Below are 12,269 nucleotides of genomic sequence, written 5' to 3' on the forward strand. Positions count from 1 at the left end.
GAAAACTAAACACCCCAACCGATAACGCGCCTTTCGACCCCACGCTCGCTGCCCTAAGGTCTCGCCACTCGCGAGGAGCCCTTCGTTCATGCCTCCTCGCGATCGAGGAGTGATGATGATCGACGTATTAGTCATTGGCGGCGGCAATGCCGCCTTGTGCGCGGCGTTAATGGCCCGAGAGGCCGGCGCCAGCGTTATGTTGCTTGAAGGTGCGCCCAAGGCCTGGCGCGGCGGCAATTCGCAACACACCCGCAACCTGCGCTGCATGCACGACGCACCGCAGGATGTATTGGTCGACGCCTACCCCGAAGAGGAGTATTGGCAGGACCTGTTGAAAGTCACCGGCGGGATGACCGACGAAAAGCTCGCGCGCCTGGTCATCCGCGCCTCATCGAACTGCCGTGACTGGATGCGCGCCCATGGTGTGCATTTTCAGCCGTCGCTGTCCGGTGCGCTGCACGTCGCGCGCACCAATGCGTTTTTCATGGGTGGCGGCAAGGCCTTGGTCAACGCGTATTACCGCAGCGCCGAGCGGTTGGGCGTGACCATCCGCTACAACGCTCAAGTGACCGACATTGAATTGAAGGATGGAACCTTCGTCGCGGCCCACTTGAGTGAACGTGACGTCGATGGGCAACGCGTGCCCGCCGAACGTATCCAGGCCGGGACCTGCGTACTGGCGGCGGGAGGGTTCGAATCCAACCGCGAATGGCTGCGTGAAGCGTGGGGGCAAAACGCGCGCGGCGAGTGGCCTTCGGACAATTTCCTGATTCGCGGCACGCGCTTCAACACCGGCGTACTGCTTCGGCGCATGCAGCAACTGGGCGCCGACTTTATCGGTGACCCCACCCAAGCGCACATGGTGGCCATCGACGCCCGCGCGCCCTTGTATGACGGTGGCATCTGCACCCGCATCGACTGCGTGTCGCTGGGCGTAGTGGTCAATCGCGACGGCGAACGTTTCTATGATGAAGGCGAGGATTTCTGGCCCAAGCGCTATGCGATCTGGGGTCGCCTGGTAGCGGGTCAACCCGGCCAACAAGCCTATTCGATCATCGACCAGCAGGCCGTCGGCCGTTTTATGCCGCCGGTATTTTCAGGGACCACCGCCAACTCTCTGGAAGCGTTGGCCCGCCAATTAAACCTGCCCGTCGGGCCGTTCGTTAAAACCATCGAGGCCTACAACGCGGCCTGCCGCGTCGGCACGTTCGACCACACCGCCCTGGACGATTGCCACACCGAAGGGTTGACGCCCGCCAAAACCCATTGGGCTCGCCCCTTGGTGAAACCGCCTTTCTGCGCCTACCCGCTCAAGCCAGGCGTGACGTTCACCTATTTAGGCCTCGCGACCGACGAAACGGCCGCCGTTCACTTCAACGGCAAGGCCAGCCCGAACCTGTTTGTCGCCGGAGAAATGATGGCAGGCAATGTATTGGGCAAGGGCTATACAGCCGGTATCGGCATGGCTATTGGTACCGCATTCGGTCGCATCGCCGGTGCGCAAGCCGCCGCCGCGGCCGGCTTCATGTCCCCTTCACTCCAGGAGCCGCACCATGCAGCTGTTTGATCCCCAGGCACCGGGCACGCTGATTCCCGTCCTCAACCTTGATGAAAGCGAAGTCCAGCGACAAATGACCGTGTGCAATGCCTGCCGCTATTGCGAAGGCTTCTGCGCGGTCTTCCCGGCCATGACCCGACGCCTGGCGTTTTCGGCGGCGGACATCCACTACCTGGCAAACCTCTGCCACAACTGCGGCGCCTGCCTGCATGCCTGCCAGTACGCCGCCCCTCATGAATTTGCTATCAATGTGCCCAAAGCCATGGCCAAAGTCCGCCTCGACACGTACGCCGAGTACGCCTGGCCGCAGGTGATGGGCACCTTATACCGGCGCAACGGGCTGACCCTGGCGCTGTCATCCGGCGCGGGGCTAGCCCTGTTTCTCTGCCTGACACTGATGGTGATGGGCAATCTGTTCACGCCAATGCCCGGGGGGAATTTCTACGGGATCTTCCCGCATAACACCCTGGCCCTGATGTTCGGCGCAGTGTTTGGTTTCGCGGTCCTCGCGTTGACGATCGGGGTGCGGCGCTTCTGGCGCAATGTCTCGCCGGTCGACGCCTCACCCCGGCAAACAACGTCGGCGGCGCTGGAAGCGACCGCCAATGTTGCCACGCTCAAGTACCTGGATGGCGGCCATGGCGAGGGCTGCAATAACGCCGACGATCAATTCACCTTGTGGCGGCGGCGCATGCACCACTTCACCTTCTACGGCTTCATGCTGTGCTTCGCCGCTACCGGTGTGGCCACGCTCTACCATTTCCTGCTGGGCTGGTCGGCGCCCTACCCCGTCCTGAGCGTGCCGGTGATGCTCGGCATCGCCGGCGGGCTCGGGTTGCTGGTTGGCCCGGCGGGGCTCTTGTGGTTGAACCTGCGTCGCAACGCCGAACAGGGCGACGAACAGCAGAAACCCATGGACCGCGGCTTTATCGCGCTGCTGTTTCTTATCAGCGCCAGCGGCCTCGCGCTCCTGGCGTTTCGCGAAACCGTTGCCCTGGGCCTGTTGCTGGCGATCCATCTCGGCCTAGTCATGGCTTTCTTCCTGACCATGCCCTACAGCAAGTTCGCCCACGGCATCTTCCGCAGCGCCGCGCTGCTCAAATATTCCATCGAAAAACGCCAACCCAACCCGATTAACGCCGCAAGCGACTGATCGCTAACACCGTCATTCCAAAAACAAGACTGATCACCACGGTAGCCATGATGAAAACAACAACGCAAGACACCCCGTCCAAGGGTTCAAAACTGGGCGCCATCCTGCGGGTCACCAGCGGCAATTTTCTCGAACAGTTCGACTTCTTTCTGTTCGGCTTCTACGCGACCTACATTTCCCAGACGTTCTTTCCTGCCACCAGCGAGTTCGCTTCGCTGATGATGACCTTCGCCGTATTCGGTTCCGGGTTCTTGATGCGTCCACTGGGCGCTATCGTGCTCGGGGCTTACATCGACAAGGTTGGACGGCGCAAGGGCCTGATTGTGACGCTTTCGATCATGGCCGCCGGAACAGTATTGATCGCGTTGGTACCCGGCTATGCCAGCATCGGTATCGCGGCGCCCATATTGGTGTTGTTGGGGCGGCTGTTGCAGGGCTTCTCCGCCGGCGCGGAAATGGGCGGCGTTTCAGTGTATCTGGCTGAAATCGCCACACCGGGGCGATGCGGTTTCTACACCAGTTGGCAGTCGGCCAGCCAACAGGTGGCGATCATTCTTGCGGCAGCGCTGGGTTACACCATCAACGCCTCCATGGCAGCTGCCGAGGTCGCTGCCTGGGGATGGCGGATCCCGTTCTTCATCGGTTGCGTGATTATTCCGTTCATCTTCATCATCCGCCGCTCCCTGCAGGAAACCGAGGCGTTCAAAGCGCGCCGGCATCACCCAAGTGCCAATGAAGTGTTTCGCTCCATGCGCGACAACTGGCGCACGGTGCTGGCAGGCGGTCTATTGGCGTCCATGACGACCACTACGTTCTACCTGATTACGGTCTACACCCCCACCTATGGCCGCTCCGTACTCAACCTGAGCACCACCGACAGCCTGGTCGTCACGCTCTTCGTCGGCCTGAGCAACTTCATCTGGTTGCCCATCGGCGGCACACTCTCGGACCGCATCGGCCGTCGCCCCCTATTGTTGGCGATTTCCCTGCTGTGCATATTCACCGCGTATCCGGCCATGCACTGGCTGGCCGCAGCGGCAAGTTTCGAACGGCTGCTCTGCGTACTGCTGTACTTCTCTTTCTTCTTCGGTATTTACAACGGCGCGATGGTCGCTGCGCTGACAGAGGTGATGCCGCAAAACGTACGGGTTGTGGGGTTTTCCCTGGCCTTCAGTTTGGCGACGGCTGTATTTGGAGGGTTTACGCCTGCCGTGTCGACCATGCTCGTGCAGGCGACAGGCGATAAGGCATCGCCGGCCTACTGGCTGATGTTTGCTGCGCTGTGCGGGTTCACCGCGACGACAATCCTGTATCGCAAACAACGCACAGTGGCCGTCAACGCGTGATGAAGGAGCGTTTTCGTTTACCCGGATAGCGCATGAAAGCAATCATCGCCTTGGCCTGCATTGACGCGCGCTGCGTGTCAACGCAGGCCCAGGCCATCAAATTTTGAACTGCCCCAGCAAACCTTGCATACGACTGCCGATAGTATACAACTCATCGACCGTCTTGACCCCCAGTTGAGTCTGGTTGGCCACCGAATCAATGGCTCGCGCGATCTGATGGACCCCACGGTTGATCTCCTCAGCCACCGAGGTCTGCTCCTCGGCGGCACTGGCGATCTGTGCGTTCATCGCATTGATCGTCGCAATCAGCTCGACAGCATTGCCCAGGAACTCACCCGCCTGATCAGCCTGCGCACTCGCGCCTTGCGCGGCTTCGGTCGATTGGTGCATCGCCTTGACCACACCGCCGGTTGCGCTATTGAGACGCTCAACCATCACCTGGATTTCCTGGGTGCTGCGTTGAGTACGACTGGCCAACGCGCGCACTTCGTCAGCAACCACCGCAAAACCGCGCCCCGCCTCACCGGCACGGGCCGCTTCAATGGCCGCATTCAGCGCAAGAAGGTTGGTCTGCTCGGCGATCGAGCGAATAACATCCAGCACAGTGACGATCGACGTCACATCGTTTTGCAGACTCGCCATGGAGACCCCACTCTCATCCAGCTCCCCCCTGAGTGCCTGCATCCGAGTAATGCTGCCATTGACGATTTGCCGCGCGTGCTGGGACTGCTTGTCGGTCTCGACGGCAGCTTCTGCAGCATTTTGCGCGCTGAGCGACACTTCCTGCGCCGCCGATGACATCTGGTTTATCGCCGCCGCCACCTGGTCGGTTTCCTGGCGCTGCTGGTCCATGGCCCGATCAATCTGCCTGCTCTGCTCGGCCACACGACTGACCGACCCCGTCAACTGTTCGCTCATGGCGACGATCTGGCTGACGAGGCTGTGGATTTTTTCGATAAAGGCATTGAACGAACCGGCCAGTTGCCCCAGTTCGTCTCGACTGACCTGCGGTAGCCGCCGCGTCAGGTCCCCCTCCCCCGCGGCGATTTCGTCAAGGTGCGCCCGAATCAAGGTCAAGGGGCCTAGACTGCGTTTGACCAGCACGAGCGCCAGCGCCCCGATAATGCCAATCAGCGCGACGGCGATAAGCACAATGCTGTACATCAGGTTGCTGATGCGCTGGTCAACGGCGGCGCGCACCTTGGCCACCTGAACTTCAATACTGTCCAGGTTGATCGCGGTGACGACGACCATGTCCCACTTGGGCAAATAAAAACTGTAAGCGAGCTTGGGCACGACTTTATCGGTGTTGACGACCCCACCTGAATACGTGACGAAGTGGGTGTCGTTTTTTCCCGCTTCGACCATTTCACGGTTCAAGAACTTCCCGTTGATGTCTTTGCGATCACTCATATTGGTGCCGACGCCTTCGCTGCTGTCACCGCGAAACAGGCGCACAACCTGACTGTCGTAGCCGATGAAATAACCGTCGTCGCCATACTTCACTTTGGACAAGCGGCTGATTGCCAAGGCGCGGCTGGCGAGGTCCCCGGTCGCGGCCCGATCATAGAGTTCGGCGATGGAAGTACGAGCGATGCTCGCGTAGTCCGTGAGTCGAGTGCGGCTTTCCTCGAGCAGCCGCTCGCGAGTCTGTGCGACTTCCTGCTCGGCCTGGGACTGCAACGTGCCACGGGCGCTCAAACCTAAAACAAGCGCAAACAACATCACCGGTAATAAGGTCAGCAGCAGTATTTTAGTTTTGAACGACATCATTTATTTCCTTCGTCTTATCCGATGAAGCCGCCAATGAAAACGCGGCCTGCGAACGTCGCAGAGCCGCGATCGGCGATTTCACCAGAGTGCGATGTCGTAGGTAAAGTAAATACGGTTGCTGTCCCGGCCACGGGAGTAGTCGGCACGGTACACGTAGTTACGCAACCGCACGCCCAACCCCTTGAAGGTGCCTTGTTGCACCACGTAGGCCACTTCGGCGTCCCGCTCCCATTCCTTGACCTTGGTCGAGGACTTGCCGTCGTTACCGCTCAAGTAGCGGGTGGAGAACGTCAGGCCCGGCACGCCGAGGGCGGCAAAGTTATAGCCGTAGCTCAGCATCCAGGTCTTTTCATCTTCCTCGATGAACTTGCCTATCCCGGCATTGCTGAACGAATAAACGGTGGCGCCACTGATATAGGGCAAACCGGCGTCGCCCCTGAGGGCCTGGTACCCGCCGCCGAAGGTGTGACCTGAAATGGCGTAAGACAGTTGGCCGCTGAACATGTCGTTGTCGATCTTGCCCGCGTAGGCAGAACCGCTATCGACACTGTTGAAGTAGCGCAGGTCGCTGGTCAGCACGCCGCCGCCCAACGGCAGATCGTGCTGGATACCGGCGAAGTTCTGGCGGTAGAAATTCTCCAATTCGCCGTAGAAGTAACTCAACCGGATGTTTTTCCCCAGTTTGTATTCGGCACCGGCGTAGCTGAAGTCGCCGGATTTATCGCCACTGTAGCCATCGGGCACGATCGGCATGCTGTTGCTGGAGTCACGCAACTTGAAGCGATCCAGGCGGCCCCCGGTGAGGCTCAGATTCTGGATGTCGAGGCTGCTGATCTGCGCGCCCTGGTAGGTTTGCGGTATCAGGCGTGCATCGTTGTAGATCAGTACCGGTGTCTTGGGTAACAAGGTGCCGTATTTGACGGTGGTCTTGGCCAGTTGGGCTTTGGCCGTCACACCCAGGCTTGCAAATTCGTCAGCCGCACGCCCGTCATCATGGACGGGCAACAACCCGGTACCGCTGCGACCACGGCCGGAGTCGAGCTTGACCCCGAGCAGGCCAAGGGCATCGACCCCGAACCCGAGGGTGCCTGGGGTGTATCCCGATTGGTAGTCCAACAGAAACCCCTGGGCCCATTCAGTCCGCTCGCTCTTCGCCGTCCTCGCGGCTCGGGCACTCATGCCATGCTCGTCACGGAAGTTTTCATTGAAATAGACGTTGCGTAATTGCAGCTTGAGTTTGCTGTCGTCGATAAATCCTTCTGCACTGGCAGTGGCAAGCGGCAACAAACCAATAACTGAAAACAGCGCGCGTCGGGAATGCAAAGTGCTCATGGCAAACTACTCATTGTTGTTATTTGAAGTGCAGGAAGTCGCGCGCCTCGCGGGTGAGGCGCGTCAGAAGAAGAACCCAGTGGCCTGGTTGAATCAGGTGAAGAGGCTGATCGCTCCGGTCAACAGCGCCAGCGCCGTGATGACCAAGGAGGTGAGCACAGCCCATTTGACGGTGGCTTTCTGGAAGTCGCCGATATCGCGATCGACCATGCCGACCAACAACAAGGTTGAAGCAACCAACGGGCTCATCAGGTGGACCGGTTGACCCAGAATCGACGCGCGGGCGATCTCCACCGGATCGATGCCATAGGCGGCGGCAGCGTTAGCCAGGATCGGCACGACCCCGAAGTAATAAGCATCGTTGGACAGCACGAACGTCAGCGGCATGCTGGTAACTGCCACCACCAGCGGAAACAGATGCCCCCAGGAGGGTGGGATCCAGTCAACCAGGGTTTGCGCAAGGGCATCGACCATTTTGGTACCGGAGAAAATCCCGGCGAAAATACCCGCGGCGAACACCAGCAGCACGACGGTCATGGCGTTGCCCGAATGGGCCAGGATGCGTTCCTTCTGAATGTCCAGTTGCGGATAGTTGATCATCAATGCCAGCACGAACCCGATCAGGAACAGGATCGCCGAATGCATGATGCCCATGACCAGGGCAACCATCACCGCGATCACCAGCAACAGGTTGATGTAGGCCAGTTTCGGGCGTTTGTACGGCGTGTCCTCGAGGATCGCTTCGATGTAGCAGTTACCGCCGCCGCTTTGCAATTGCACGTTACCGATGCGCTTGCGCTCGGCACGCCCCAGCAGGAATGTGGTGAACACCACCCACATCGCGCCGCCAATCATGGTCGGCAGCAAGGGCACGAAGTAAGCACCGGCGTCCAGGCCCAACGCTGCGATCGCTCGGGTGGCGGGGCCTCCCCAAGGGGTCATGCCGCTCATGATGCTCAGGGAAAGCATGGCAATGGTGGCCAGAATCATCGGGTTCATGCCGATACGTTTATACAGCGGCAGCATGGCCGCACAGGTAATCATGTAGGTGGTGGTGCCGTCGCCGTCCAATGCCACCACCAGCGAGAGCAACGCGGTGCCGACAGCGATTTTCATCGGGTCGCCGTTGACGCGCTTGAGGATCTTGCGAATCAGCGGGTCAAACAAACCGGCGTCAATCATCAAGCCGAAAAACAGGATCGCGAACAGCAACAGCGCCGCTGAAGGCGCGACCATTTTCAAGCCATCGAGCATCATCTTGCCGGTTGTGCCACCGAACCCACCGATGACGGCGAACACGATAGGCACCACCGTCAGGGCGACAATCGGCGACAAGCGTTTGGTCATTATCAGGAAGGTGAAGACCACCACCATGGCCAAGCCAAGCAATGCGAGCATAGGTAAGTTCTCTTGTTCTTATGAGTAGCGTGGCCGACGCACAGGCGCGCGACCCCGTTCCCGCCAGATGGCACGACCAACGGTGCCTGGCGGGGGGTATTCATTGATTTAATTGGGGGGGCAGGCCTGAGCCGTGACCGGTCAGACGTGTTTGGTGACCTTCACATCATCCCAGTGTGGCGTCAGGACCGGGGGCACGTCAGGCGAAGGCTTGCCTTCCAGAGTCCGCATCAAGACTTCGCGGTCACAGGCATTCTCCGAGAGCGATATCACCACGGTCGCCACCGCGTTGCTGGCCAGGCTGGTCAACGCCCGGGCTTCCGACATGAAGCGGTCGATACCGATCAGCAAGGCAAGGCCGGCCAGGGGAATGTCATGGATCACCGTCAGGGTCGACGCCAGTGCGACAAAACCCGAGCCGGTGACACCCGCCGCGCCCTTCGAGGACAACAGCATGATTGCCAGCATGGTCACGATCTGTGTCAGGCTCAGGTCGATGTTGCAGGCCTGGGCAATGAACACGGCGGCCAGCGAGAGGTAGATCGCCGTGCCGTCGAGGTTGAACGAGTAGCCCGTGGGCAACACCAGCCCCACCACGCTTTTCTTGCAACCCAGGGCCTGGAGCTTTTCCAGCATCCGCGGCATCACCGGCTCGGTAGAAGACGTCCCGAGCACCACCAGGAACTCTTCGCGCAAGTAGCGCAGCAACTTCCAAAGGCTGAAGCCATGGGCGCGGCAGATACTGCCCAGCACCACAAAGACAAAGAACGCACAGGCGATATACAACGTCATGATCAGCTTGGCCAACGAGCCCAGCGAGGTGATGCCGTACTGCCCTACCGTGAACGCCAGGGCACCAAAGGCGCCGATGGGAGCGAAGCGCATCAGGTAGGAGAAGATCTTGAACACCATGTGTGAAGCCGATTCCAGTACATCCAATACCGGCTTGCCACGCTCGCCAATCGACGAAAGCGCAAAACCGCACAGCACCGCAATGAACAGCACCGGCAGCACTTCACCCTTGTTGAAAGCGCCGATGAACGTCTCCGGGATGATGTGCATGAAAAACTCGACCACGCCCAGCTTCGCCGCGGACTCGGTGTACTGCGACAGCCCCTTGGTACTTAATTGCGCAGGGTCGATGTTCATGCCCACGCCGGGCTTGAACAGGTAGACCGACACCAGGCCGATGATCAGGCTGATCACGGTCAGGCCCAGGAACAGCAGCATGGTCTTGCTCAACAAACGCCCGAGGGAGCGTTTGTCGCTCATGCCGGCGATACCGGTGACGATCGTGCAGAACACCACTGGCGCGATCATCATCTTGATCAGCTTGATAAAGGCATCACCCAGCGGCTTCAAGGCAACAGCCTGTTGCGACCAAAAATGCCCGACCAGCACGCCCAACACAACGGCGAAGAGAATCTGGACGTAGAGCGATTTTACAAACTTCATGGCATCACCCATTTTTAGAATTGTTCTGATGCAGAAACGGTACGACTAGGGGGAGTTACCCGGCGAGTCGTCGGGAAGCCGCAGCGTATACATAACCGGAGAACAGCCTGCGCGACGTACGCACGACCGAGGCACGAATTGTCTCACCCTGAGCACCGGTGTAGGACAAGACAACGTCTATTCCACCACTTGGATGTTCAATCCGCACGTGTTTCAAGCGCGGCTCACTCACCCCGCCCAGCAATTGCGCAATCACACTGCCGTCGGTCACACATGCGGTCGCCAGGCCAATGGAGCCTGTAATCGCCAGTGCGCGGTGGCAATTATGCGGCATGAAATAACGCACCTGAATGGTTCCGCCCGCCTTGGCCGTAGACACCAGGACAGGCTTGGGAATCACTTTGTCACTCACATCGCCCAGGCCCATTGCCAGGCCGGCCTGCAGTCGCAGGGACTCCAGACGCCCCAGGAACGCCTTGTCGGCGTCCAGTTCAGCCGGGCTTTCATCACCGCGCTTACCCAATTGGCCCGCCTCGATGATCATCATTGGCATGGCCATGTCGATGCACGTCATCGGGATGCCGTCAATCACGTCCTGTGTCTGCCCCGTCGGGAAAAGCTTGCCGGTTTTGCTGCCCGCGGCATCGAGGAAGGTCAGTTGCACCGGAGCGGCAGTCCCCGGTACGCCGTCAATGGCGGTGTCGCCCTCATAGCTGACGGTTCCTTCGGGGGTGTAGACCTCGGCGTTCACGAACGTCCCGGTGTTGAGGTTGCGAATACGCACGAGCGTGCGGCCTTTAGAGGCCTTGACCAGCCCTTGCTCAACGGCAAACGGGCCTACGGCGCACAGCATATTGCCGCAATTGGGCGCTGTATCGACTCGACGCTGGGACACCATGACCTGAACGAACAAATAGTCGACATCGGCATCCGGGTGCAGGGATGGGCTGACGATCGCGACCTTGCTTGTCTGGGGGCTGCCACCGCCGATCCCGTCAATCTCCAGCTCGTGGCCAGAGCCCATCAGGTTGAGCAACAGCTCATCACGCTGCTCGATCGAATCAGGGAGGTCCCAGGCGAGAAATACCGGCCCCTTGGACGTACCACCGCGCATAAGCACACAAGGAATTCGTTGCATGAAAACTAACTCTTATTGATCAATCGGGGTGATTAATGCTCTTGAAGCAAGAGTCGCAGGCTTTGAAAAATGTTTCCAATGCAAAAATCGGCCGGATTATTGCGTTTGGCGAATGATAAAATTAGGATGAGCGAGCGCCGCCGCCCCCTCTGGTTGAGGTATAAAAAATGCAATATGAGCTAAACGACATCCGATCTTTCGTGAAAATCGCAGAACTCGGCAGCTTCCACGAAGCGGCTGAAGCCTTGCACCTGTCCCAGCCCGCGCTGAGCAGACGCATGAAAAAACTTGAGGAAGGCTTGGGTACAGCCCTACTCGACCGCACCACAAGAAGAGTGAGCCTCACCAGCGTGGGGCGGGACTTTCTACCCAAGGCTCGCCGCCTGCTGGACGACTTCGACGACTCCATACTCAATATCCGCGAGTTGGCCGAACGCCAAAGCGGGCGCGTGACCCTGGCCTGTATCCCCACCGCAGCCTTTTATTTCCTGCCTTCGGTCATACGCCTCTACAACGAGCGCTATCCACAGATCCGGATCCGCCTGCTTGATCTGAGCGCGAACGAAGGGCTGGAGGCGGTACTGCGCGGCGAAGCCGACTTCGGCATCAACATGATGAGCGGCCAGCACCCCGACATAGAGTTCGTCCCCTTGGTCGACGAGCCTTTTGTCTTAGCGTGTCGACGCGATCATGAATTGGCCGAACGCAGTGCGGTGACCTGGTCGGAACTCAGCAATTATCGTCTGATCGGTGTCGGACGCCTGAGCGGCAACCGGATGTTGCTCGATCATGCCTTGTCGGGGTTGAGTTGGCGCCCGCAGTGGTTCTATGAGGTGCAGCATCTTTCGACGTCCCTGGGCCTGGTGGAAGCGGGCCTCGGGGTATCAGCCGTCCCCAGCCTGGCGATGCCGGCCGTGGATCACCCAACGTTGGTCAGCATCCCGTTGGTAGAGCCCGTGGTGAACCGCTCACTGGGGCTGGTTTACCGACGCGGCGCTTCGTTATCTCCAGCCGCAGAGAAGTTTGTTTCGATTCTGCTTGAACAATGGGAGAAGTGAGTTCGTCCCGTTTACCCTTCACTGGGCATGGCCCTCATGAGAGGGCGCTCGGTCCGCG

The 12,269-nt window shown here is 59.5% G+C and carries 9 protein-coding genes and 1 pseudogene; 4 read left to right on the forward strand and 6 right to left on the reverse strand.

All coding sequences use genetic code 11. The features are described 5' to 3' along the window. Nucleotides 1-115: 115 nt before the first annotated feature. The 3 genes from tcuA to AB7933_RS18225 are packed head-to-tail and all read left to right on the forward strand — an operon-like array spanning nucleotide 116 to nucleotide 4,057. Entirely contained in the window at nucleotides 116-1,567 is a 1,452-nt protein-coding gene (gene tcuA / locus AB7933_RS18215) for an FAD-dependent tricarballylate dehydrogenase TcuA (RefSeq protein WP_024075614.1), read from the forward strand. Continuing rightward, on the forward strand, nucleotides 1,554-2,711 hold the full coding sequence (gene tcuB / locus AB7933_RS18220; protein WP_024075615.1) for a tricarballylate utilization 4Fe-4S protein TcuB: 1,158 nt from the start codon (nucleotides 1,554-1,556) through the stop codon (nucleotides 2,709-2,711). The genes tcuA and tcuB overlap by 14 nt, the downstream gene beginning before the upstream one ends. Before the next feature lie 47 nt (nucleotides 2,712-2,758). Beyond that, nucleotides 2,759-4,057 carry an MFS transporter gene (locus tag AB7933_RS18225; protein WP_041160944.1) on the forward strand — a complete coding sequence of 433 codons (1,299 nt, stop codon included), beginning with the start codon at nucleotides 2,759-2,761 and terminating at the stop codon, nucleotides 4,055-4,057. Between the two features lie 96 nt (nucleotides 4,058-4,153). On the opposite strand, the gene AB7933_RS18230 is transcribed toward AB7933_RS18225, so the two are convergent. The 6 genes and pseudogenes from AB7933_RS18230 to AB7933_RS18255 form a co-directional block, all read right to left on the reverse strand. Then, entirely contained in the window at nucleotides 4,154-4,975 is an 822-nt protein-coding gene (locus tag AB7933_RS18230; protein ID WP_370694641.1) for a methyl-accepting chemotaxis protein, read from the reverse strand. Nucleotides 4,976-5,011: 36 nt separating this feature from the next. Next, nucleotides 5,012-5,830: pseudogene (locus AB7933_RS18235) on the reverse strand (cache domain-containing protein); the annotation flags it as partial. Nucleotides 5,831-5,908: 78 nt separating this feature from the next. Continuing rightward, a complete protein-coding gene (locus tag AB7933_RS18240; protein WP_024075618.1) occupies nucleotides 5,909-7,162 on the reverse strand; it encodes an OprD family porin in 1,254 nt (417 codons plus the stop codon). Between the two features lie 93 nt (nucleotides 7,163-7,255). Further along, nucleotides 7,256-8,560, reverse strand: coding sequence for a CitMHS family transporter (locus tag AB7933_RS18245; protein ID WP_305452002.1), 1,305 nt, complete (start codon nucleotides 8,558-8,560; stop codon nucleotides 7,256-7,258). A gap of 141 nt (nucleotides 8,561-8,701) precedes the next feature. Next, on the reverse strand, nucleotides 8,702-10,027 hold the full coding sequence (locus AB7933_RS18250; protein ID WP_024075620.1) for a dicarboxylate/amino acid:cation symporter: 1,326 nt from the start codon (nucleotides 10,025-10,027) through the stop codon (nucleotides 8,702-8,704). A gap of 43 nt (nucleotides 10,028-10,070) precedes the next feature. Continuing rightward, nucleotides 10,071-11,153: a 4-oxalomesaconate tautomerase gene (locus AB7933_RS18255; RefSeq protein ID WP_024075621.1), complete on the reverse strand. Its 1,083-nt coding sequence runs from the start codon at nucleotides 11,151-11,153 to the stop codon at nucleotides 10,071-10,073. A gap of 167 nt (nucleotides 11,154-11,320) precedes the next feature. Between AB7933_RS18255 and AB7933_RS18260 the strand changes: the two genes are divergently transcribed. After that, complete coding sequence (locus tag AB7933_RS18260) at nucleotides 11,321-12,211, forward strand: LysR family transcriptional regulator (protein ID WP_024075622.1); 891 nt, start codon at nucleotides 11,321-11,323, stop codon at nucleotides 12,209-12,211. Nucleotides 12,212-12,269: the final 58 nt, after the last annotated feature.

Source organism: Pseudomonas gorinensis, assembly GCF_042015035.1.
GTDB lineage: Bacteria > Pseudomonadota > Gammaproteobacteria > Pseudomonadales > Pseudomonadaceae > Aquipseudomonas > Aquipseudomonas gorinensis.

Coding starts and splice junctions, on each gene's coding strand:
- tcuA (WP_024075614.1), top strand. CDS start 116: ATGATCGACGTATTAGTCATTGGCGGCGGCAATGCCGCCTTGTGCGCG.
- tcuB (WP_024075615.1), top strand. CDS start 1,554: ATGCAGCTGTTTGATCCCCAGGCACCGGGCACGCTGATTCCCGTCCTC.
- AB7933_RS18225 (WP_041160944.1), top strand. CDS start 2,759: ATGATGAAAACAACAACGCAAGACACCCCGTCCAAGGGTTCAAAACTG.
- AB7933_RS18230 (WP_370694641.1), bottom strand. CDS start 4,975: ATGAGCGAACAGTTGACGGGGTCGGTCAGTCGTGTGGCCGAGCAGAGC.
- AB7933_RS18240 (WP_024075618.1), bottom strand. CDS start 7,162: ATGAGCACTTTGCATTCCCGACGCGCGCTGTTTTCAGTTATTGGTTTG.
- AB7933_RS18245 (WP_305452002.1), bottom strand. CDS start 8,560: ATGCTCGCATTGCTTGGCTTGGCCATGGTGGTGGTCTTCACCTTCCTG.
- AB7933_RS18250 (WP_024075620.1), bottom strand. CDS start 10,027: ATGGGTGATGCCATGAAGTTTGTAAAATCGCTCTACGTCCAGATTCTC.
- AB7933_RS18255 (WP_024075621.1), bottom strand. CDS start 11,153: ATGCAACGAATTCCTTGTGTGCTTATGCGCGGTGGTACGTCCAAGGGG.
- AB7933_RS18260 (WP_024075622.1), top strand. CDS start 11,321: ATGCAATATGAGCTAAACGACATCCGATCTTTCGTGAAAATCGCAGAA.